This window comes from Suttonella indologenes, from assembly GCF_900460215.1.
Classification (GTDB): Bacteria; Pseudomonadota; Gammaproteobacteria; order Cardiobacteriales; family Cardiobacteriaceae; genus Suttonella; species Suttonella indologenes.
Genome location: NZ_UHIA01000003.1, coordinates 462,530 through 483,139, shown reverse-complemented (window position 1 = coordinate 483,139; position 20,610 = coordinate 462,530). Strand labels below are relative to the sequence as shown.

The window sequence follows — 20,610 nt, the reverse complement described above, 5'->3', positions numbered from 1 at the left end:
CAAAATGAGACTTAGAGATACACATTTTGTCAGGAGAAGCGCTTAGAATAATCTCATTTTGAAGTTAAGAGACTATACTTTGTGTGATTATTCCGCTTCTCTGGCTGTAAATGATGTGCGACCGCCGTTTGGGCGGTCGTTTTTTAGCGCAGATGGAAGTTAATCGGTACGGTGATGGCAACGGCTTGTCCGCTCGGTGGGGCTTTGTAGCTGCCGACGGCTTGTACGGCTTGCACGGCGGCTTGGTCAAGGTCGCTGTTGCCCGAGCTGCTGCTGATGCGTACGTTGTTGATGGCGCCGTTGGCTTGCACGGTAAAGGCGACGCGAGCGGTGCCGGTTTTGCCGGCTCTTTGGGCGTTGCGCGGATAGCGTTTTTTGCGTTCGATGGCGGCTTGCAGTCCGCCTTGCCATGAGCCCATGCTTTGTCCGCCACCGCTGCTTTTGCCGCCATGATTACCGCCGCCGTTGCTTGCTTGTGCGGCTTTGGCTGCTGCTGCGGCAGCGGCTCTTGCATTTGCTTCTGCTTGAGCGCGTGCGGCGGCTTCGGCAGCTGCTTGCGCTGCGGCACGTTGTGCGGCTTCAATGCGGCGGCGCTCTGCGGCGGCTTGTTCTTTAGCCGCTTGTTCGGCACGTTCGCGTTTTCTGGCTTCGGCTTGTTCGCGTTTGCGTTGGGCTTGCGCTTCGGCTTGGCGTTGGCGGCGTTCTTTTTCTCTTTGTTCGGCAATGCGTTTTTCGCGTGCAATCTGTTCTTGGCGCTGTTTTTCGGCAATGCGTTTTTCGCGTGCAATCTGTTCTTGGCGCTGTTTTTCGGCAGCGGCTTTTTGGCGTGCCGCTTCTTCCGCCGCCGCTTTTTCTCTTGCGGCTTGTGCTGCGGCTTCTGCGGCGGCTTTTTCTCTTGCCGCCTGTTCGCGTGCGGCTTGTTCGGCGGCAGCCTGTGCCGCTGCCGCAGCGGCGGCTTCGGCTGCTGCTTTTTCGCGGGCGGCGGCGACCGGATCGACGGAGGTAAATTGGATTTGCGCGACTTGATCCCAATCTATGAGGCTGGGCGGCGAGGGAATAATGACAACAATGGGTTTTGTATTGATAAAAAAATAATAAAAAATTCCAAAATGTAAGGTTAAAGCAAAAGAAAAAGTTAGAAAGTTACGCATAATTAGTGATTTTCGGTCAGTACGCTAATATTTTTGAGGTCGTATTCTTTTAGCCGGCTGCTGAGCTGCACAAAGAAATCAAATGATGCATTGCGGTCGATTTTTAGCAGGATAGGCTGGTCTTTTGGCCAGTCCGCCATGTTTTTTTCGATGCTGTCTAAATTGCTTTCGCTGTCGTCTAAATATAGTTGACCGTTTTCGCTAACGCTGATGATGCGTGGCAGGCTGTCGGTGGCGACTTCTTCGGCATTGTCCGCCGCCGGCAGACTAACGTCGATTTTGCCGTTTTTGCTGAAGCTGGCGGTGAGCAGGACGATGGCGAGCAGCACCAGCATGATGTCGATAAAAGGGATGACGTTGATTTGGTCGAATTTTTTCATGGTCTTTCCCTAGGCAATCAGGATTGCTGCGCCTGCAGGGAGAGCCATTGCAGGCGGCGGACTTGGGCTTTGCGCGTGAGGATGTTGTAAAAGACGATGGCGGGGATGGCGACTAAGATGCCGAGGGCGGTGGCTTTGAGGGCGAGGGCGAGTCCGACCATGATTTGGGCGATGTCGATTTGTCCGCCTTGTTGTCCGATTTCGTAGAAGGTCAGCAGGATACCGACGACGGTGCCGAGGAGTCCGACGTAGGGGGCGTTGGAGCCGACGGTATAGATGGGGGTCAGTCCTTTTTCAAGGGCGATGTCGAGTTGGTGTTCGTCGGCATAGTCTTTGAGGTTCATGCGCCAGTAGAAGATGGCGCGTTCTAAGGTTTTCCATAGCATGATGAAGCTCATTAGGCCGAGAATGGCGAAGATGATGTGGTCGATGTGGGTTTTTAGGAAGTCGAAGTAGTTTACATTGTGAAAGTTCATGGCTTTTCCTATTAGTAGTAAAGACAAAGGCGTTGCGCTTGGTGTTCAAGCGTGTCAACGGGGATTTGGTAGAGCGCCGAGAGCCGCTCTGCGGTCAGGACTTCGGCGGTGCTGCCGTGGTGACGGATTTGTCCTTTCGCCATGGCGACGACGTAATCGGCGTAGCGGGCGGCGTAGTTCACATCATGCAGGACGAGTACGACGCGTTTGCCTTGTTCGTCGACGGCGCGGCGCAAGATGAGCATGAGTTCTCTGGCATGGCGCATGTCGAGGTTGTTCAGCGGTTCGTCCAGCAGGATGGTGGGGGTGTCTTGGGCGAAGACCATAGCGGCGAGGGTGCGTTGGCGTTGTCCGCCCGAGAGGGTGTCTAAAAAGCGGTCGGCGATGTTTTCAAGGCTGAATTCTTGCAAGATGCGCGCGCAGATGTCGCGATCTTGGGCTTTGGGCCAGCCGCGATGGTAGGGAAAGCGTGCCATGATGAGGAGTTCGCGTACGCGCAGGCGGCTCATGATTTGCGTGTGTTGCTGGAAGATGGCGATGTGTTTGGCGAGTTCGCACGTGTCGGTGTGGCGGATGTTTTTGCCGTCAATGATGATGTCGCCGTTTTGTAGCGTATTGAGGCGGGCAATGAGCGAGAGCAGGGTGCTTTTGCCGGCGCCGTTCGGCCCGATGAGGGCGATGAGTTGGCGCTCGGGCAGGTCGAGGGAAATGGGCTGTAAAATGGGTTTTTTGTCGATGTGGTAATCGACGTTGCGGATTTCAATCATGTTTGTTTCGCCTTGCGCAGAATGAGGACTAAGAAGAGCAGTCCGCCGATAAATTCCACGGCGATGCTGAGTGTGCCTGCCATATTGAGCAGACGTTCGAAAACCAGTTGTCCGCCGAGTAAGATGCAGAAGGAGATAAGGGCGACGGCAGGAATGAGTATGCCGTGTTGTACGCAGGGGAAGAGGCGGTAGGTCAGGGCGCTGGCAAGCAGTCCGAAAAAGAGCATTGGTCCGACGAGTGCGGTGGCAATGGCAACGAGGAGCGAGAGCGCCAACATGGCGAACATGACGCAGCGTAAATAGGGCAGACCGAGATTGATGGCACTGTCGCGGCCTAATGCCAGCACGTCCAATTCATGGCGCATTTTCCAGAGAAAGGCGCAGCTGAGCAGGCAGGGCAGGGCGGCAATGCCGATGAGTTCGACGCGGGCTTGGCTGAGTTGGGCGAAACTGGCGCTTTGATAGACGGCATAGGCAAGCGGGTCGAGCATGCGCCCGATAAAGCCGCTCATGGCGCGGCAGAAGCCGGAAAAAATCACGCCGATAAGCAGGAGACGGAACAGGTCGCCGCGCAGTCTGTCCAGTAGATAAATGAAGAAAAAGCTGGAAACGAGCATGGAGATGATAGCGCTGAGTCCGAATTTGGCATAGGGCGAGAGTTGCGTGTACAGCGGTGCGCCGACCAACAGGATTAGCGAGGCTTGCAGGAGGCGGTAAATGCCGTCGATGCCCATGAGTTGCGGCGTGAGCAGGCGGTTGCCGCTGAGGGTTTGGAAAACTAAGGTGGATACGCCGCCGCAAATCGAGAGTAGGGCAATCACGGCGAGTTTTTCCGCGCGGATTTGCAGGGCAAAGAGGCTGAGATTTTTAGGATAAAGCCAAAACAGCAGGGCGAGCAGCAGGGCTATCGCGGCGCAAATCCATAGGCGACGGTGTGATGCCGGCATTATGCGCCTCGCTTTAAGAGTAGGAACAGGAATAAGCCCGAGCCGAGGGTGCCGTAAATCAGGCTGACGGGGATTTCATAGGGCGCATTGACGGTGCGCGCCAGTAAGTCGCATAGTAATAATAAAGCCGCGCCCGTCCATGCCACCCAAGGCAGGGCTTGGCGCAGATGGTCGCCGCAAAAACGCCGCACGATATTAGGTACAAGTAAACCCAAAAAGGCAATCATGCCGACGGTGGAGACGATGAAAGCGGTCATCATGGCAACCAGTAAGATGCCGATGACTACTAATTGGCGGTAATTCAAACCGAGGGAATGGCTGGCTTTTTCGCCCATGCCGATGATACTGAGTTGATCGGCAAGCAAATAGAGCAATGCGATGAGCAGGGCGCAGCCCCACAGCCATTCATAGCGTCCGTTTAAGACGGCGGAAAAATCGCCGTTCGTCCAGACTTGCAGGACTTGCAAGAGTTCGTATTGATAAGCAAAAAAAGTCATGCCAGCTTCGAGAATGCCGGCGTAAATCATGCCGACCAGCGGCAGCAGCAGCGGGTCTTTAAAAGGTAGGGCGCGGGCAAGGCGAATAAAGGCAAACATGCTGAGCATGGCGCAGAGGCTGGCAAAGCCCATGCGCGCGAATAAAGGCCATTGATTAAAGAAGATCATGCTAATCAATAGTCCGATTGCCGCGCCCTCGCTCGTGCCAGTGGTATTGGGTTCGACAAAGCGGTTGTGCACAATCATTTGCATCACTAAACCGCCCACCGCCAAGCCCGCGCCGCTTAATAATACGGCAAGGGTGCGCGGTAGGCGGCTGATGAAAAAGACTTCGTCGCCGAAACGGCTGTCTTGAACCACGCCTGTATGCACAGACAGATAAACCAGCACCGCTAAAGCGACAATCGCTGAAGCGACGGCGGCTCGCGGAGCGGCGATAAATTTACGCATCGATGGGCAATGCCTTATTTGCCGCCTTTGGCTTTCAGGGCATCACGGATTTCAGTCAGGCTTTGTTCTAATGCGCTGATGCCACCGACGGAAATATAGATGTTGCGCGGATTTAAATACACGATACGGTCGTTTTTGCCGGCATTGGTATTCTTAACCAAAGGCGTGTCTAAAACTTTTTGTGCCGGTTCAAGGTCTTGCGCGCCGATTGCTGCCGCGCGGTCAATCACGAAAATCCAATCGGGATTGTTTTCGGCGATGTATTCAAAGGAAATAGGATTGCCGTGCCCTTCGGTGGTTTTAACTTTATCTAAAAGTTCCAAGCCCAAAGTCGGTTCAATCCAGCCGATACGTGAATCTTTGCCGTAAATGGAAAGTTTCGGACCGTTGACTAATACCGCTAAAACTTTACCCTGACCTTTCGCCAATGCTTTGGTTTCATCACGCAGGGCATGGAGTTTTTCCGTCAGGGCTTGGGCTTCTTCCTGTTTGCCGAACAATTCGCCCAAATTCTGCATCCGTGCAATCGCTTGTTCGTAAGCGTTTTTATTATCTAAGGTTAAATCCACGGTCGGGGCGACGCGGCTGACGTCGTCGAATTTTTTAGCGCTGCGCACGCCGACAAAAATCAAATCCGGCTTGACTGCCGCCAAGGCTTCCAAATCCGGCTCGAATAATGTGCCGACGGTTTTGGCGTCTTTGAGGGTGTCTTCTTTCATGTCGGGCATGGCATCGACTTTCACGCCCAAGGCGGTCAAGGTATCGATAATGCCGGGATCGTAGGCGGCAATGACTTTCGGCATTTCGCTAATCTCAACGTCGCCGCGCGCGGTATGTACAGGCAGGGCAAAGCTCGGAATGGCTGCCGCTAAGATGACGGCGGCAAGGCTTTTACGCAACATAGTAACCTCTTATCGGTCTAAAAAAGAGAGCTAATGATATTGGCTCGCATTATCTAAAGCAAGTAAAACCTATCTTGGAAATTATTTTTAAATGATTTTTCCTGACAAGAAAAAAGCCGCTGTATCAGCGGCTTTCCTTATTGATAAGACCATTCGCAGCCTGTCGGGCTGTCTTTGAGTATCACGCCCTGTTCGGCAAGCTGCTGACGGATTTCGTCCGCGCGGACATAGTTTTTAGCGGCTTTGGCGGCGGCACGCTCGGCAATCAATGCTTCGATGGCGGCGGCATCTAATGCGCAGCTACTCGCTTCGCCTTTTAAAAAGACGGCGGCGTCTTCTTGCAAAATGCCCAGTCTTGCGCCCAAGTGTTTTAGGGTGGCGGCAAGCGCGTTTTCGCCGCTGTTGATGCGGCGCGCCAGTTCAAAGAGGACAGAAAGGGCTTTGACGGTGTTGAGGTCGTCGTTCATCGCGGCGCAGAAGGCGTTCAGGCTTTGCGCATCGATTTCCGCTTCGCAAGTTTTGCCGTCTAAGGCGGAATACAGGCGCGTCAGGGCTTTTTTGGCTTCGTTCAAGCCGGCATCGGAATAGTTGAGCGGTGCGCGGTAGTGGGTTTGCAGCATGAAAAAGCGGATGACTTCGCCTTTGTATTGCTTTAATACGTCGCGCACGGTAAAGAAATTGCCCAGCGATTTGCTCATTTTTTCATTGTCGATTTGCACAAAGCCGTTGTGAACCCAATAGTTGACGTGGCGGTGTCCGCAAGCCCCTTCGCTTTGCGCGATTTCGCATTCGTGGTGCGGGAATTTCAAATCCATGCCGCCGCCGTGAATGTCGAAATGTTCGCCGAGACTTTGGTTGCTCATGGCGCTGCATTCGATATGCCAGCCGGGGCGACCTGCTCCCCAAGGGCTGTCCCAACTGGGTTCGCCGGCTTTGGCGGCTTTCCACAGCACGAAATCCAGCGGATCTTCTTTGGCTTCGTTGATGGCGATGCGTTCGCCGGCGCGTAAATCTTCAAGGCTGCGGTTGGCAAGTTTGCCGTAATCGGCAAATTGGCGGACGCGGTAATACACGTCGCCGTTTTCCGCCGCATAGGCATAGCCTTTTTCAATCAGCGTAGCGATTAATGTCTGCATGGCGGCAATGCTCTCGGTGGCTTTGGGTTCAAGATCGGGACGTTGGCAGCCGAGCGCGGCTTCGTCCTCATGCATGGCGGCAATAAAGCGGGCAGTTAATTGCTCGATGCTTTCGCCGTTTTCCGCCGCACGTGCGATAATTTTGTCGTCGATATCGGTGATATTGCGCACATAGCGTAAATCGTAACCGCTGGCGCGCAGATGGCGGGCGAGGGTATCGAAGACGACCATCACACGCGCATGCCCGATATGGCAGAAGTCATACACCGTCATGCCGCAGACATACATGCCGGTTTTGCCTGCAACCAGCGGTTGATAGAGTTCTTTTTCTCGAGTGAGACTATTATATAAGCGCAGCGCAGCGTGCATATTCATTCCTGTTCTTAAGCGATTTTGATAGTATAAGCGGTCATTTTAACAAAGACAGGTTCGATTATGCGTAAGGTTTGCTTATTGGTATTGGCTTTATCGGCGGCGGCGCATGCCGCGCCTTGGGTGGAAATGCGCACCACGGAAGGGACTATCCTTTTGGAATTAAATGAGAATGAAGCGCCGAAGACGGTGGCGAATTTTCTGCAATATGTCAAAGACGACTATTATGCCGGCACGATTTTTCATCGCGTGATTAAAGGTTTTATGATTCAGGGCGGCGGCTACGACAGCGATTATGCCAAACGTCCTACGCGCGGCCCGATTGCCAATGAAGCGCAGAACGGTTTGAAAAACCTGCGCGGCACGATTGCTATGGCGCGTACGCAGGACCCACATTCCGCCACTTCGCAATTCTTTATCAATCAAGTGGATAATCATTTCTTGAATGCCGGCGGCACGGATAATTACGGCTATACCGTCTTCGGACAAGTCGTGGAAGGCATGGAAGTCGTGGATAAAATCGCCAATACCGCCACGGTGGCGGCAGGACCTTTTGCGCAAGATGTGCCGACCAAGCCGATAGTGATTGAATCGGTCAGCATCATCGAACAATTGAACGCTGAGGAAGCAAGCGCCGCAGACAGCAGCAAAACACCGTAATTTTTTAAAGGAGCATATATGATTCGTTTTCATACCAACAAAGGCATTATCGATATCGAGCTTGATTTCGAGCAGGCGCCGAAAACCGCGCAAAACTTCCAACAATATGTAGAAGAAGGTTTTTATAACGGCGTGATTTTCCACCGCGTGATTCCCAATTTTATGATTCAGGGCGGTGGTATGGAGCCGGGATTGAAAGAGAAAGCTACGCGTCCTTCGATTGAAAATGAGGCGGATAACGGGCTGAAAAATGACCGCGGTACCATTGCTATGGCGCGTACCCAAGACCCGCATTCTGCCAGTGCGCAATTTTTTATCAATCTGAAAGACAATGATTTTTTAAATCATAGCGACAAATCTCTGCAAGGCTGGGGCTATGCGGTGTTCGGCAAAGTCGTGGCAGGCATGGACGTAGTTGATGCGATTGCGACCGTGAAAACAGGGCGCATGGGCTATCACAGCGATGTGCCGACAGAAGATATCATCATCGAACGCGCAGAAGTGCTGTAAATATGGCGGTGTTTTTTCTTGCCGATGTGCATTTGAGCGAAAAAACACCGGACATCACGGCGGCTTTTCAAGCCTGCCTGCACCGCCTCAAAGCAGATAAGCCTGAGGCGGTGTTTATTTTGGGCGATTTATTTGATGCTTGGTTAGGCGATGCGCTGGCAGATGAATTGGCTTGTCGCATTGCCGAGGAAATTCGCGCTTTGAGTCTTCTCTGTCCGGTCTTTTTCCAACGCGGCAACCGTGATTTTCTTTTGGCGGCAGCATATTGCACGCGTTCGGGCATGAATTTATTGCCTGATGTGTATTGTTTTGAATACGCAGGAAAAACACTTTTGCTCATGCACGGCGATTTGCTATGCACGGACGATATCGCCTATCAGAAAATGCGCCGCATTCTGCGTCATCGTTATTTTTACCGCTTTGCGGCTTGCGTGCCGCGAGCATTAGCGCGGCGGATTGCCGCCTTTTTGCGCCGCCAAAGCCGTGAGCGTACCGCGGCAAAAAGCGCAGAGATTATGGACGTAAACGCTGCCGCCCTGCAGGAAATGATGCAGCGTTATCAGGCGGATGTTTTGATTCACGGACATACGCACCGCCCTTGCGTGCATGCGCTTGAAAAGGGGCGACAGCGCATTGTTTTGGGCGACTGGCGGCCGCAGGGCGAAATATTAAGATTGCAAGCCGATGAGGAAGAACTGCAAATGGATTTTGCCATGTGCGAGCTGATACTTTGAAATCATTCTTTATCACCGAAGAAGTACTATGGACGCATTTATGAATATCAAAACGATGGCGGTGCTGTTGATTGCTATTGTTTTGTGTATGGTTTTTATTGCTAAATCCCTAAAAGGGAAGAAGGATTTCTATGCCTTGCAAGCACAACGCGTGCAAGGCGGCGGTTATCGGAAACAGTCTTTATTAAATGAAACGGAAAAACAAGCCTATAAAGCCATTTTAGATGCCGGAGCCGAGAGAAAACTGCGTGTTTTTGCACAGGTATCGCTTGGCGAAATTCTTAGACACCAAGATTATCGGCTTTACAAAGATATTATGTCCAAACGCGTGGATTTTCTGCTGACGGATGCGCAATTTAATCCTGTCATGGCAATTGAAATCCACGGCTCAGGGCATTATGGCAATCATGCGGAGCAGCGCGATCAGATTAAACAATCGGCGCTCGGCAGCGCAGGTATTGAGTATGTGTCTGTCATTACGAACGGCGCGCGAGTCTATCAAGAGGTTTTTCAAGTCTGTCAGCAACATTTTAGTCGTTTATAAGCAATGAAAAACAATAAGATGTAAAAAATCATGCCGAGAATATGCGCCTTAAACGGCACAATATCTATACTTTCACTTTTCACACTATGGAGAACCTCATGATTACTGCTCAAGTATTACGCGACTGGCTGAACCATTGCGACCAAGACCTGCACGCCGCCCAAGATCTCTTAACCGATCTCGACCGCGAAATCGGCGATGCGGATCACGGCTTGAACATGGCGCGCGGCTTCGGCAAAGTTTCGGAAAAACTAGCAAGCGCAGGCGAACTCGGTCTTGCCGACGTTCTGAAAACCACAGGCATGACCCTGCTCTCCAGCGTCGGCGGCGCCAGCGGCCCGCTCTACGGCACCTTCTTCATCAAAGCCGCGCAAGCCGTCGGCGATAAAAGCAGCCTCGCCCTAGGCGATCTCGCCGCCCTCTTCCAAGCCGGTACACAAGGCATCATCAGCCGCGGACGCGCCGAAGCGGGCGACAAAACCATGTGCGACGTCTGGCTGCCGGTCAGCGACTATTTAAGCGGACTGCCTGCTGAGGGCGACCTCACAGAAGCCCTAAAACAAGCGCAGCAACGCGCCGAAGCCGCCGCCGAAGCCACCATTCCCCTGCTCGCCAAAAAAGGACGCGCCAGCTATCTCAACGAACGCAGCATCGGACACAAAGACCCCGGCGCCGCTTCCACCGCCATCATCATTGCGGCATTAGCCAAAGCGGTGCAGGCATGATCGGCATTGTCTTAGTCTCGCACAGCCCTAAAATCGCCGAAGGCTTGGGCGATTTAATCCGCGAAATGGCGCCGAATTGCCCGCTTGCGCTTGCCGCCGGCGTGGACGACCCCGAGCACCCCATCGGCACGGACGCCGTCAAAATCATGAGCGCGGTCGAAAGCCTGATGAGCGACGAAGGCGTCGTCATTCTCGTGGACTTGGGCAGCGCCATCTTAAGCGCGCAAACTGCGCTGGATTTACTTGAACCGGAAATTGCCGCCAAAACGAGCATCGCCGCCGCGCCCTTAGTCGAAGGGGCGATTAGCGCCGCGATTGCCGCCGCCAACGGTGCCGACCGCGACAGCGTATTGAGCGAAGCCGCCGGCGCCCTCAAAAGCAAAGAAAGCGAACTCGGATACACCGCCGCCGAAGCGACGCAAAGCACCGCCGACAATGCCGCGCTCGTCGAACAGGCGCAGCGCATCAGCGTGCGCGTCGAACCGGCACAGGGCTTGCACGCCCGCCCTGCCGCACGCATCGTTGCTGCTCTGCGCGATTTTGATGCCAAACTGATTTTGGAGAAAAACGGACGCTTTGCCGATGCCCGCAGCCTGAATGAAATCGCCGCCTTGCAAGTGCGCCACGGCGAAGACGTCATCCTGCATGCCGACGGCAAAGACGCCGCCGCCGCCCTTGCTTGCTTTGCCGAACTTGCCGCGCAGCATTTCGGCGACAAAATAGAGAGCAGCGCAAGCGCGCCCGCCAATCCGTCGCCCGCGGCAGATAAACGCCGCATTTGCGGCATCATCGAGCGCAAAGCCGCCATTGCCTTGCCGGAAATTCCCGCCCTTGAAGGCAAGGCGGCGCAGGACAAACTGGCCCAAGCCGCCGCCCACAGCAAAGCTGCTCTACAGGCGCGACAAAGCCAAGCCGAGCAAATCCTTAATGCCGAACTGGCGGAAATCTTTGCCGCCCACGCCTTTTTACTGGAAGACCTTGTCATGCAGGCGCAAGACCTGCTCGAGCAAGGCACGCATCTGGCGCAGGCATGGCAATCCAGCTGCGCCGCCGCGCAGGCGGATTTCCAATCGCTCAGCGACCCCTATCTGCGCGCGCGCGACGCCGATATCGTCGATCTTGCCGTGGAAATGGCATTCGCCTTGGCGGGCATTGCCCGTCCGCACTATACGGCGGACAGCAGCGAAGATGCGATTTGGGTCTTGGAAGAACTGCTGGTCTCGCAAGTGCTGGAACTGCCTGCGCACGTTAAAGCCGTTTGCCTGCGCGAAGGCAACAGCAGCAGCCATGCCGCCCTATGCTGCCAAGGCAGAGGCATCGCCTATCTGCCCGAATGGCCGCTAGAAATCGCGGATGTGCCAAGCGGTAGCCGATACTGCTTGGATATTTAATCTGAAAACCGTAGCGCTGCCGCATGATCACGGCAGCGCTGTGTCCACTATTGTTCTGAGGAAATGCCCATGTCTATCGTGCAACGCTATTTGGCGCATATAGAGCAGCGCTATATAAACAGTGATTATGCGGATTATTGGCAGAATTTTATTCGTCATGCCAAAGGCGCAGATGAGCGTCGGATACAGCAATTGCGGAATACATTTCCGCTGATACCGGCATCCTTAATTGAATTGCTGAGATTCTGCGACGGCTCAAAAAACGACGAATATCTTGACGGCTATTTGTTCGGCTATCCTTTGTGGGATCCATATGATAAATTTGAACATTTTGATAGTGCCTGTTATTTAAACAGCAGCGATGAAATGCTCAATAACGGTATGCTGAATAATTTGAAATTATATATAAACGGCGACGTCGTTCCGCCTTGGGGACGCGATATTGATGATAAAGTCACTGATAAAGCAGAAGAATTAAATTGCTTATACTTTGCTGCCGTTTTTAGCCAAGACAAACCTGCGGATTTATTCATTGATTTTTCCCCCTCTGAGAAGGGAAGTGTCGGGCAAGTATTCGTATATTTTTACTATGACGAAGAAATCAGGGTATTGGCGGATAGTTTTGATGCCTATTTGCAAGGCCTCATGGCAGCCAATTTTCCTTTTATTGACTACATTTTTCCGAATATAGACGGAGAAGTGGAAAAGTAATACAAGGCGGTGAGCCAAGTCCGTAATACTTTTTCAATTCTTCGACTATAAACATCTGTAGCCGTAAACGCTGCAGCACTTCGAGGCTGGAAAACTGCTGCGCCCCGCCGTCTTTCTTCTCGAGAATCACGATCTCAAAGGGCGGTATTTGCTGCGATGCGGAATCCGGACTGGCAAAATCTCCGTATGTCTTATGTTTTTTGGACTTGTCGCAAAGGTTTTTTTTCATTTCTGGCTAAGAAATATCATGGGTTTATCTAATTTCTTTGTCGGGGTGTAAAAAAAAGTTTGACAGTCTGCGGCAAGCTGCTTAAAATGCGCCCCCACAACGCGGGAATAGCTCAGTGGTAGAGCACAACCTTGCCAAGGTTGGGGTCGCGAGTTCGAGCCTCGTTTCCCGCTCCAAATTCCAAAAAGCCGCAGAGATGCGGCTTTTTTAATCAACTCACATTGGCTGGGTAGCAAAGTGGCCATGCATCGGATTGCAAATCCGCGGACGCCGGTTCGATTCCGGCCCCAGCCTCCACTATACCCAAAAAGCGACTTATTTAAGTCGCTTTTTTTATTGGTTTGACAATTCAAGGCGTAAAAAGCACCGCGGCAGTGAATGCGGCGGTGCTGTTGCGCTTTTTCACTCATGCTTGCGCATGGGCTTTTTTATAGTCTCTTAACTTCAAAATGAGATTATTCTAAGCGCTTCTCCTGACAAAATGTGTATCTCTAAGTCTCATTTTGAAGTTAAGGTACTATATTTGAGTGCGTTGATGTCGCAGGCGGCGCGGAAGAGGATGTCGACGCCGGCAATCAGCGAGTCTTCATGGATGTCGAAGCGTTCGTGATGGTGTCCGGCGGCGAGTTCGGTGCCGACGATGCAGTAGCTGGCTTCGCCGCCTCGGTCTTGCACGCGTTGCACGAAGTAAGCGGCGTCTTCCGAGCCCAGCGAGCTGCTTTCTTCTTCAATCACATGGCTGAAATGGGGCGATTGGGTGGCAAGGGCGGCGAGACGTTTTGCCAGTGCGGGGCTGGGTTGGCAATGAATGCTGCTGCCGACCAGTCGGATGTCGTATTCCAGCGCGTACATATCCGCGGCGGCGGCGATGATGCGCCGTGCTTGGGCTTCCACATAGTCATTGACTTCGGCATCGGCGCCGCGGGTTTCGATTTTTAGACTGGCATGGTTGGCGATGATGTTGCGTCCGTTGCCGGCATGCAGTTCGCCGACGTTGATGCGCGATGCACCCGCGCTGTGGCGCGAGATGGCGTGCAGATTCAGCGCGGCGGTCGCGGCGGCGAGCAGGGCGTTTTTGCCTTCCTGCGGCGCGGCACCGGCATGGGCGGCGACGCCTTTGAATTGCACGTCCAATTTAGAGGTGGCGAGGAAGCCGCTGGAGGCGGCGACAAAATGCCGGTGGGCAACGCCCGTGCCGAGATGGACGGCGATGAAGTAGTCGGCATCATCGACAACGCCTGCCTCGACCATGGATTTTGCGCCGCGCACGCCTTCTTCGGCGGGTTGGAAAATTAGGCGCAGTTTGCCGCAGAGGCGGTCTTTGTTTTGCATGATGAGATGCGCCAGCGCCAGCCCCATGGCACTGTGTCCGTCATGGGCGCAGGCGTGCATCGAGCCTTCCTTAATCGAGCGGAAGCCCAGTTGCTGCGGACGGTGTGCCGCTTCGCTGCTTTCGAGAATCGGTAGGGCGTCCATATCGACGCGGAAAGCGGTTGTCGGTCCGCTTTTGCCGGTATCCAGTTCGGCGACGACGGCGGTAAAGCCGTCTTTGAAATGGGCAAAAAATTCAGGCTGTGCGCCGTTTGCCAATGCCCATTCGGCATGGGCGGCGGTGGTAGCGGCATCAGGTTTGCCCATGATGGCGTCTTCGCGCATCACTTCGCGCCCGAGGCGCAATGCGTAGCCGAGTTGATGTAGTTCTGCCGCGATGCGGGAGGCGGTGCGCATTTCCAAAAAGCCTTGTTCGGGGTGGCGGTGAAAATCGCGCCGCCAAGCGATGAGTTGTTGTTTGAGATTATCGTTCATCAAAATTTCCTTACTGGTTGAAACCCCTCCCTTTAGGGAGGATATAGTACCTTAACTTCAAAATGAGACTTAGAGATACATATTTTGTCAGGAGAAGCGCTTAGAATAATCTCATTTTGAAGTTAAGAGACTATAATCTTGTGGAAGAGGTGTAACCTCTTCCAATTCAGGGCAACACACAGAGCGATGCTTTATGTGTCGCTCTGTGTGTTGAAACATATTGATTCCTTACAAATAAGATTCCCCTCCGCAGAGGGGAATGATTTTAGAGGTGCGCGCCGACGCCGGGCCCGAAGGGAATGCCGAGATAGAAGAAGATGAGTATCAGCACAATCCAGCTGGCGAGGAAGATCAGCGAGTAGGGCAGCATCAGGGAGATGAGGGTGCCGATGCCCGCGCGTTTGTCGTATTTCTGCATAAAGGTCAGGATAATGACCATGTAAGGCATCAGCGGCGTGATGATGTTGGTGGAGGAGTCGGCAATCCGATAGGCAGCTTGCACGAAGCCGGGGTTGTAGCCCAATGCCATAAACATCGGAATGAAGACCGGCGCTTCCAATGCCCATTTCGCCGAACCCGAGGTAATCATAAAGTTCAGGGAAGCGGTAAAGATGATGTAGGCGATAATCAGCTCGATGCCGGTGAAGTTGATGTCTTTGAGGAAGCTGGCGCCGTTGACCGCAATCCATGTGCCGATGTTCGACCAGGTGAAGAAGGCGATAAATTGCGCGATGACGAAAATCAAGACGATGTAGCCTGCCAAATCGCGCACGCTTTCGCTCATGTAATTGACCATGTCATTGCTGGATTTGATTTTGCCGATGGTAATACCGTAGGTAACGCCGACAATCAGAAAGAAGCCGAACAGAATCGGAATAATGCCTTTGAGGAAGAGCGGTTGCGGGGTCAGGCTGAAGTCGGGATTGCGCAGAATGCTGCCTTCCATCACAATCGCTACCGTGAAAAAGACAATGTACATCAAGCCGGCAATGCAGGCATTGCGCAGGGCTTTAGGTGCTTTGGGCGAGTCTTCTTCCATTTCCACGTGCACTTCTTCGCCTTCATAGCGCCCTAAGCGCGGCTCGATAATGCGGGTGGTAATAAAGCCTGCCAATAAGGTCAGCATAAAGACGGAGGCGATGTTGAAATACCAGTTGGCAACAGGTGTGACTTCAATATTGGTATCCACGATTTTTGCCGCTTGGGTAGATATGCCCGCCAAGAGCGCATCGGTGCCGGCAATGAAAAGGTTGGCGGTAAAGCCGGCGCTGGAGGCGGCATAGCCGACTGCCAAGCCTGCCAAAGGATGACGCCCGACTTTATAAAAAACCATTGCCGCAATCGGCGGAATCAGGAGCATAGCGGCATCCGAGGCGATATTGCCCATAATGCCGACAAAGGCTATCGAATAGGTCAGCAGGGCAGGCGGAGAACGCATGATGGAACGGCGGATGGCGTAGTCGAACAAGCCGACTTTTTCCGTCAGCCCGATACCCATCATCATAACCAGCACCAAGCCTAGGGGGGCAAAACCGGTGAAGTTTTTCAGCAGCGAGGTCAGCATGTATTCCACGCCTTCGCCGGAAATGAGGTTTTTAATCGGCAGCACTTCGCCTTTGCCGGGGTGGACGACGGATAAGCCCTGACTGCTCATCAACCATGAGGCGAGCATGACGATTAAGGTCAAATAGACAAAGAGCATGAAAGGGTTGGGCAGTTTATTGCCTATAAATTCCACCGCATTGAGAAAGCGGTTGAAAAACCCTTGTTTGGTTTTAGTTTCTGTCATCGAGGAATCTCCTATTTATTTAAGGTTGAGGGACGTATATCGGCGGGAATCGGGTTGCGGTAAGGATTTGCCGCTTGGAAGCAGGCAAATTCCGCCTGAATTTTTTCAAGGACGGCGGCATTCTGTACGGCTTGTACGCTTGCCAATGCCATAGCCCCGGCAGCACGCAGCATGGCTTTGTGCGCATTGAAAGAAATGCCTTGGCTGGTCATTTGCCAAGTGTGCAAAGCGGTGCCGAGTGCGGCGGTGGAAGTGGTCAGTTGCGCCGTCGGTACGACCCAGCTCACGTCCGCCACATCGGTCGAGCCTGCCATCGCTTCTTCAGAGGCGACATAGGGCGAGATGCTGTCGGAGAGGTATTTGCCGGCGAATTCGCTGCCGTCGCCCACATAGCCGAAGCTGCGCATGAGTCCGAGATAATTCCGGCGCTCGCCTTCCGTGAGGGAGTCGTAAATTCCTTTAGCGAAAGCAATTTCTTCCGCATTGGGCGCTTCGACGCCGATGCCGTGCAAACTCTCGAACAGCAGAGCTTCTAAAGCGCGGTTGCCGATATAATTGGAACAGGCTTTGTCGAAACGGATGCTGAGCTCGGTTTCGGTCATCAATGCCGCGCCTTGAGCAACCTTAATCACGCGCTGATAAATCTCTTCTACTTGCGCCACTTGCGGTGCGCGAATCAGATATAAGACTTCCGCATCCGCCTGCACCACATTCGGCGAAATACCGCCGGTATTGGTTACGGCGTAATGAATGCGCGCCGTCGGAATGATGTGTTCGCGCAAATACTGTACGCCGACATTCATCAACTCCACCGCATCCAAGGCGCTGCGCCCTAAATGCGGCGAGTTGGCGGCATGGGAAGTGATGCCCTTAAAGCGGAAATAAACTTGATAATTTGCCAGCGAACTCAGGCTCATAATGCAGTTGGCGGGCGAAGGATGCCAAGTGAGGGCGAGATGCGTGCCTTCAAACACGCCTTCGCGCACCATAAAGGTTTTGCCGGAGCCGCCTTCTTCGCCGGGGCAGCCGAAGAATTTGACCGTGCCGGAGAGTTGATTGGCTTCCAAATAGGCTTTGGCGGCGCAGGCGGCGGCAAAGGCGCCCGTGCCTAAGAGATTGTGTCCGCAGCCGTGTCCGATACTGCATTCGGGGGTGGCTTGGTAAGTCGTTTGATTCGGCACCTGTCCTAAGCCGGATAAGGCGTCGAACTCGCCGAGAAAACCGATGACGGGCGCGCCGCTGCCCCAAGTGGCGACAAAAGCCGTCTCGATGCCGCCCGCCTGCCGCTCGACTTCAAAACCCATGTGTTCGCATTGCGCCGCCAAATAGGCGGTAGACTGATATTCTTCAAAACGTGTTTCAGGATGCCGGAAAATATATTCGCTGACTTCTGTAAAATAATCATGATGTTGCTGTAAATATTCTTTAATGAAATTCAGGGCGTTCATCTGTGCTCCTATAAATTGTTCACGTTTTAAGCGGCGCGATTGTAAGATGAGGATGAAGGATTTGTAAAGAATCGCCGTGCTTAAAAATGCGGTGAGATTCGTGGCTAAGTCATTAGTCGCTGAAGAAGAAATGCTGCATTTGCACAATAAAACAAGATTTATTTAACATCATGAAAATAAATGGTTTTATATTTTGTGCGTTTGCACAAAATATAAGTAAAAATAAATTGATGCAAAATTGCTAAGCCGTATTGAATATTCACTGAACTTATTGCAAGATGAAATTAGAGCAATGCTTGAGCAACAATAAAAACAATAAAGCGGCATTTCTCAAGGCCAATAATTGCCAAGTGATAAAGAGGAAGGGCAATGCCTGCACTGCAAGCAAAACGGTGCAGGCATTTGTACCGTCGTCAAAGCAAAATTCTCCGTCAAAACCTCAAAAACCCGCCAAATAAGCAATTGCCTAAATCGGCAAACGCAGTACAATAACCGCTTTGGATTTTGCGCGCGGCGCAGTAAGAAAGGATAAATATATGGTGGCGATTACTCTCCCTGACGGCAGTATTAAGTCATTTGAAGGGGCGACAACGGGCGCGGCGATTGCCGCTTCCATCGGTGCGGGTTTGGCAAAAGCGGCGATTGCCGTGCAAGTGAACGGCGAATTGCGCGATTTGAGCGATGACATCCGCGAAGATGCCGCCGTATCCGTCATTACCGATAAAGATGAAGCCGGTGTGGAAATTATCCGTCATTCTACCGCCCATTTATTGGGGCATGCCTTAAAGCAACTGTATCCGCAGGCAAAAATGGTCATCGGGCCGGTGATTGAAAACGGCTTTTACTATGACATCGACAGCGAACATCGTTTTAGCCCCGAAGATTTGATCGCTTTGGAAGAACGTATGCAAAGCCTTGCCGCCACAGGTTACGGCGTGCAAAAAGTATGGACGCCCGTGAAAGAAGCGCGCGAAATTTTTGCCGCGCGCGACGAAGATTTTAAAATCCGTCTGATTGATGATTTTGACGACGGCGTTAAGCAGGTCGGACTCTATCATCATCAGGAATATATCGATATGTGCCGCGGGCCGCATGTGCCGGATATGGGCAAAATCAAAGCCTTTAAACTCACTAAATTATCAGGCTCTTACTGGCGCGGCGATGCCAAAGGCGAGCCTTTGCAAAGAATTTACGGCGTCGCTTTTCGCAATAAAAAAGAACTCGATGCCTATTTGGCGCAATTAGCCGAAGCGGAAAAACGCGATCACCGCAAAATCGGCAAAGCGCAGGATTTATTCCATTTGCAGGAAGAGGCGCCGGGCATGGTCTTCTGGCATGCCAAGGGCTGGACGATTTACCGCGAAATCGAAAACTACATGCGGCAGAAATTGCGCAAATACGGCTATCAGGAAGTGCAGGGGCCGCAAATTCTTGACCGCAGTTTGTGGGAAAAATCGGGGCACTGGGATAAATTCGGCGGCAATATGTTTACTTGCTGCATTGACGAACACGACTATGCGATTAAGCCGATGAACTGCCCGGGGCATGTGCAGATTTTCAATCAGGGCTTGCGCAGCTACCGCGAATTGCCGCTGCGCTATGCGGAATTCGGCATTTGTCATCGCAATGAGCCTTCCGGCACTTTGCACGGCATTATGCGCGTGCGCCGCTTTGTGCAGGATGACGGACATATTTTCTGTTCCCGCGCCCAAATCCGCAGCGAAATCGAAAACACCTGCCGCATGGTTTATGAAGTCTATCAAGATTTCGGCTTCACGGAAGTAGAGTTGGCGCTATCCACCCGTCCTGAAAAACGCGTAGGCAGCGATGAGATTTGGGACGAAGCGGAAACCGCGCTTAAATTAGCCTTGGAAGCACAGGGCTTGGATTACCGCCTACAACCGGGCGAAGGCGCGTTCTACGGTCCGAAAATCGAATTCACTTTAAAAGACAGCATCGGGCGGCGTTGGCAATGCGGCACCGTGCAGCTTGATTTCTCCATGCCGGAGCGTCTGGGCGCGCAATATGTGGATGAAAACGGCGAAAAACAAACGCCGGTGATGATACATCGTGCGGTATTGGGTTCATTGGAACGCTTTATCGGTATTTTAATCGAGCAATACGCCGGCTGGCTGCCGGTATGGCTGTCGCCTGTGCAGGCCGTCTTGATGCCGATTACCGACGCGCATGCCGATTATGTGGCTGATGTTGCAAGTCAAATGTTCGAGCAAAATTTGCGCATTGAAAAAGATTTGCGTAATGAGAAGATTAGCTATAAAATCCGCGAACACACGCTCGCACGCGTGCCTTTTTTATTGGTCGCAGGCGAGAGAGAAAAGGAAGCCGGCACGCTTTCCGTGCGTACGCGCGAAGGCAAAGACTTGGGTTCTATGGCGGTGCAGGACGTTATCGCCATGATTCGCCGGCTAATCGACAGCAAATCACAGGAGATTAGCAATAGCTAAGCAAAACGAAACGCGAGTTAATGAAGAGATTCGCGAATCAGAGGTTCGTTTAATCGACGCCGACGGAGAACAACGCGGCGTCGTTTCTATCGAAGAGGCTTTGGACGCTGCTTATGAGCAGGATTTAGACTTAGTGGAAGTGGCGGCAAGCGCCAAACCCGTAGTCTGCCGTATCATGGATTATGGCAAATACCGCTTTGAACAGCAGAAAAAGCAACAAGAAGCGCGCAAAAATCAAAAGCGCATTCAAGTTAAAGAGGTCAAGTTCCGTCCCGGAACAGACGAGGGAGACTATCAGGTCAAACTACGCAACCTGACCCGTTTCCTCGAAAGCGGTGATAAAGCCAAAGTAACGGTGCGTTTTCGCGGTCGTGAAATGGCGCATCAGGATCTCGGTCGTGATTTGCTCAGCCGTATTGAAGCGGATTTATCCGAAGTCGGCACGGTGGAGCAGAAAGTAGGCATGGAAGGTCGCCAAATGGTGATGGTGCTTGCTCCGAAAAAATAACGGCTCGCTTTA

At 52.6% G+C, this 20,610-nt stretch carries 21 protein-coding genes and 2 tRNA genes; 12 read left to right on the top strand and 11 right to left on the bottom strand.

Translation table 11 applies throughout. The features are described 5' to 3' along the window. Positions 1–143: 143 nt before the first annotated feature. From DYC63_RS02730 to cysS, 8 genes are all read right to left on the bottom strand, one after another. Positions 144–1,151 (bottom strand): energy transducer TonB, encoded by a 1,008-nt coding sequence (locus DYC63_RS02730; protein ID WP_115217826.1) that lies wholly within the window; start codon positions 1,149–1,151, stop codon positions 144–146. 2 nt (positions 1,152–1,153) lie between these two features. Then, positions 1,154–1,531, bottom strand: coding sequence for a TonB system transport protein ExbD (exbD, locus tag DYC63_RS02725; RefSeq protein ID WP_115217825.1), 378 nt, complete (start codon positions 1,529–1,531; stop codon positions 1,154–1,156). A gap of 17 nt (positions 1,532–1,548) precedes the next feature. Beyond that, the gene (gene exbB, locus DYC63_RS02720) at positions 1,549–2,007 is read right to left on the bottom strand and encodes a TonB-system energizer ExbB (RefSeq protein WP_115217824.1); all 459 of its coding nucleotides are present in this window, start codon (positions 2,005–2,007) and stop codon (positions 1,549–1,551) included. Between the two features lie 11 nt (positions 2,008–2,018). Then, complete coding sequence (locus DYC63_RS02715; RefSeq protein ID WP_115217823.1) at positions 2,019–2,774, bottom strand: iron ABC transporter ATP-binding protein; 756 nt, start codon at positions 2,772–2,774, stop codon at positions 2,019–2,021. Beyond that, positions 2,771–3,721 carry an iron chelate uptake ABC transporter family permease subunit gene (locus tag DYC63_RS02710; RefSeq protein ID WP_115217822.1) on the bottom strand — a complete coding sequence of 317 codons (951 nt, stop codon included), beginning with the start codon at positions 3,719–3,721 and terminating at the stop codon, positions 2,771–2,773. Before DYC63_RS02710 ends, DYC63_RS02715 begins: the two co-directional genes overlap by 4 nt. Next, complete coding sequence (locus DYC63_RS02705) at positions 3,721–4,668, bottom strand: iron chelate uptake ABC transporter family permease subunit (RefSeq protein WP_115217821.1); 948 nt, start codon at positions 4,666–4,668, stop codon at positions 3,721–3,723. Before DYC63_RS02705 ends, DYC63_RS02710 begins: the two co-directional genes overlap by 1 nt. A 14-nt stretch (positions 4,669–4,682) precedes the next feature. Then, the gene (locus DYC63_RS02700; protein WP_115217820.1) at positions 4,683–5,570 is read right to left on the bottom strand and encodes a siderophore ABC transporter substrate-binding protein; all 888 of its coding nucleotides are present in this window, start codon (positions 5,568–5,570) and stop codon (positions 4,683–4,685) included. A 137-nt stretch (positions 5,571–5,707) separates the two neighbouring features. Continuing rightward, on the bottom strand, positions 5,708–7,075 hold the full coding sequence (gene cysS, locus DYC63_RS02695) for a cysteine--tRNA ligase (protein WP_115217819.1): 1,368 nt from the start codon (positions 7,073–7,075) through the stop codon (positions 5,708–5,710). Between the two features lie 66 nt (positions 7,076–7,141). On the opposite strand from cysS, the gene DYC63_RS02690 reads away from it, so the two are divergent. The 9 genes from DYC63_RS02690 to DYC63_RS02650 all read left to right on the top strand — a co-directional run bounded on the left by DYC63_RS02690 (position 7,142) and on the right by DYC63_RS02650 (position 12,879). After that, positions 7,142–7,738: a peptidylprolyl isomerase gene (locus tag DYC63_RS02690; protein WP_342769713.1), complete on the top strand. Its 597-nt coding sequence runs from the start codon at positions 7,142–7,144 to the stop codon at positions 7,736–7,738. Positions 7,739–7,756: 18 nt separating this feature from the next. Beyond that, entirely contained in the window at positions 7,757–8,248 is a 492-nt protein-coding gene (locus tag DYC63_RS02685) for a peptidylprolyl isomerase (RefSeq protein WP_115217818.1), read from the top strand. A 2-nt stretch (positions 8,249–8,250) separates the two neighbouring features. Next, positions 8,251–8,982, top strand: a complete 732-nt coding sequence (locus tag DYC63_RS02680; protein ID WP_115217817.1) for a UDP-2,3-diacylglucosamine diphosphatase — start codon at positions 8,251–8,253, stop codon at positions 8,980–8,982. Positions 8,983–9,022: 40 nt separating this feature from the next. Continuing rightward, on the top strand, positions 9,023–9,526 hold the full coding sequence (locus DYC63_RS02675; RefSeq protein WP_172459380.1) for a DUF2726 domain-containing protein: 504 nt from the start codon (positions 9,023–9,025) through the stop codon (positions 9,524–9,526). 98 nt (positions 9,527–9,624) lie between these two features. Then, a complete protein-coding gene (gene dhaL / locus DYC63_RS02670; RefSeq protein ID WP_218564520.1) occupies positions 9,625–10,251 on the top strand; it encodes a dihydroxyacetone kinase subunit DhaL in 627 nt (208 codons plus the stop codon). Further along, on the top strand, positions 10,248–11,642 hold the full coding sequence (gene dhaM / locus DYC63_RS02665) for a dihydroxyacetone kinase phosphoryl donor subunit DhaM (protein WP_115217814.1): 1,395 nt from the start codon (positions 10,248–10,250) through the stop codon (positions 11,640–11,642). Before dhaL ends, dhaM begins: the two co-directional genes overlap by 4 nt. Positions 11,643–11,711: 69 nt before the next feature. Further along, positions 11,712–12,353 (top strand): SMI1/KNR4 family protein, encoded by a 642-nt coding sequence (locus DYC63_RS02660; protein ID WP_172459379.1) that lies wholly within the window; start codon positions 11,712–11,714, stop codon positions 12,351–12,353. A gap of 330 nt (positions 12,354–12,683) precedes the next feature. Beyond that, a tRNA-Gly gene (locus DYC63_RS02655) sits at positions 12,684–12,758 on the top strand. 47 nt (positions 12,759–12,805) lie between these two features. After that, positions 12,806–12,879, top strand: a tRNA-Cys gene (locus DYC63_RS02650). 201 nt (positions 12,880–13,080) lie between these two features. On the opposite strand, the gene DYC63_RS02645 is transcribed toward DYC63_RS02650, so the two are convergent. The 3 genes from DYC63_RS02645 to DYC63_RS02635 form a co-directional block, all read right to left on the bottom strand. Further along, positions 13,081–14,388 (bottom strand): amidohydrolase, encoded by a 1,308-nt coding sequence (locus DYC63_RS02645; RefSeq protein ID WP_115217812.1) that lies wholly within the window; start codon positions 14,386–14,388, stop codon positions 13,081–13,083. Between the two features lie 265 nt (positions 14,389–14,653). Then, positions 14,654–16,177: an AbgT family transporter gene (locus tag DYC63_RS02640; protein ID WP_115217811.1), complete on the bottom strand. Its 1,524-nt coding sequence runs from the start codon at positions 16,175–16,177 to the stop codon at positions 14,654–14,656. An 11-nt stretch (positions 16,178–16,188) separates the two neighbouring features. Next, positions 16,189–17,625 (bottom strand): amidohydrolase, encoded by a 1,437-nt coding sequence (locus tag DYC63_RS02635; RefSeq protein ID WP_115217810.1) that lies wholly within the window; start codon positions 17,623–17,625, stop codon positions 16,189–16,191. Between the two features lie 278 nt (positions 17,626–17,903). On the opposite strand from DYC63_RS02635, the gene DYC63_RS12540 reads away from it, so the two are divergent. From DYC63_RS12540 to infC, 3 genes are all read left to right on the top strand, one after another. Further along, the gene (locus tag DYC63_RS12540) at positions 17,904–18,083 is read left to right on the top strand and encodes a hypothetical protein (protein WP_172459378.1); all 180 of its coding nucleotides are present in this window, start codon (positions 17,904–17,906) and stop codon (positions 18,081–18,083) included. Between the two features lie 78 nt (positions 18,084–18,161). Beyond that, positions 18,162–20,090, top strand: a complete 1,929-nt coding sequence (thrS, locus tag DYC63_RS02630; RefSeq protein WP_115217809.1) for a threonine--tRNA ligase — start codon at positions 18,162–18,164, stop codon at positions 20,088–20,090. Next, positions 20,083–20,598: a translation initiation factor IF-3 gene (gene infC, locus DYC63_RS02625; RefSeq protein ID WP_115217808.1), complete on the top strand. Its 516-nt coding sequence runs from the start codon at positions 20,083–20,085 to the stop codon at positions 20,596–20,598. The genes thrS and infC overlap by 8 nt, the downstream gene beginning before the upstream one ends. Positions 20,599–20,610: the final 12 nt, after the last annotated feature.

Excerpts from the sequence above, each read along its gene's own strand:
- DYC63_RS02710 (WP_115217822.1), bottom strand. The coding sequence starts at position 3,721 with ATGCCGGCATCACACCGTCGCCTATGGATTTGCGCCGCGATAGCCCTG.
- thrS (WP_115217809.1), top strand. The coding sequence starts at position 18,162 with ATGGTGGCGATTACTCTCCCTGACGGCAGTATTAAGTCATTTGAAGGG.
- DYC63_RS02635 (WP_115217810.1), bottom strand. The coding sequence starts at position 17,625 with ATGAACGCCCTGAATTTCATTAAAGAATATTTACAGCAACATCATGAT.
- DYC63_RS02690 (WP_342769713.1), top strand. The coding sequence starts at position 7,142 with ATGCGTAAGGTTTGCTTATTGGTATTGGCTTTATCGGCGGCGGCGCAT.
- cysS (WP_115217819.1), bottom strand. The coding sequence starts at position 7,075 with ATGCACGCTGCGCTGCGCTTATATAATAGTCTCACTCGAGAAAAAGAA.
- DYC63_RS02660 (WP_172459379.1), top strand. The coding sequence starts at position 11,712 with ATGTCTATCGTGCAACGCTATTTGGCGCATATAGAGCAGCGCTATATA.
- DYC63_RS02680 (WP_115217817.1), top strand. The coding sequence starts at position 8,251 with ATGGCGGTGTTTTTTCTTGCCGATGTGCATTTGAGCGAAAAAACACCG.
- DYC63_RS02700 (WP_115217820.1), bottom strand. The coding sequence starts at position 5,570 with ATGTTGCGTAAAAGCCTTGCCGCCGTCATCTTAGCGGCAGCCATTCCG.
- DYC63_RS02730 (WP_115217826.1), bottom strand. The coding sequence starts at position 1,151 with ATGCGTAACTTTCTAACTTTTTCTTTTGCTTTAACCTTACATTTTGGA.
- DYC63_RS02675 (WP_172459380.1), top strand. The coding sequence starts at position 9,023 with ATGAATATCAAAACGATGGCGGTGCTGTTGATTGCTATTGTTTTGTGT.
- DYC63_RS02715 (WP_115217823.1), bottom strand. The coding sequence starts at position 2,774 with ATGATTGAAATCCGCAACGTCGATTACCACATCGACAAAAAACCCATT.
- DYC63_RS02685 (WP_115217818.1), top strand. The coding sequence starts at position 7,757 with ATGATTCGTTTTCATACCAACAAAGGCATTATCGATATCGAGCTTGAT.
- DYC63_RS02645 (WP_115217812.1), bottom strand. The coding sequence starts at position 14,388 with ATGAACGATAATCTCAAACAACAACTCATCGCTTGGCGGCGCGATTTT.
- DYC63_RS12540 (WP_172459378.1), top strand. The coding sequence starts at position 17,904 with ATGAAATTAGAGCAATGCTTGAGCAACAATAAAAACAATAAAGCGGCA.
- dhaM (WP_115217814.1), top strand. The coding sequence starts at position 10,248 with ATGATCGGCATTGTCTTAGTCTCGCACAGCCCTAAAATCGCCGAAGGC.
- exbD (WP_115217825.1), bottom strand. The coding sequence starts at position 1,531 with ATGAAAAAATTCGACCAAATCAACGTCATCCCTTTTATCGACATCATG.
- DYC63_RS02705 (WP_115217821.1), bottom strand. The coding sequence starts at position 4,668 with ATGCGTAAATTTATCGCCGCTCCGCGAGCCGCCGTCGCTTCAGCGATT.
- DYC63_RS02640 (WP_115217811.1), bottom strand. The coding sequence starts at position 16,177 with ATGACAGAAACTAAAACCAAACAAGGGTTTTTCAACCGCTTTCTCAAT.
- exbB (WP_115217824.1), bottom strand. The coding sequence starts at position 2,007 with ATGAACTTTCACAATGTAAACTACTTCGACTTCCTAAAAACCCACATC.
- dhaL (WP_218564520.1), top strand. The coding sequence starts at position 9,625 with ATGATTACTGCTCAAGTATTACGCGACTGGCTGAACCATTGCGACCAA.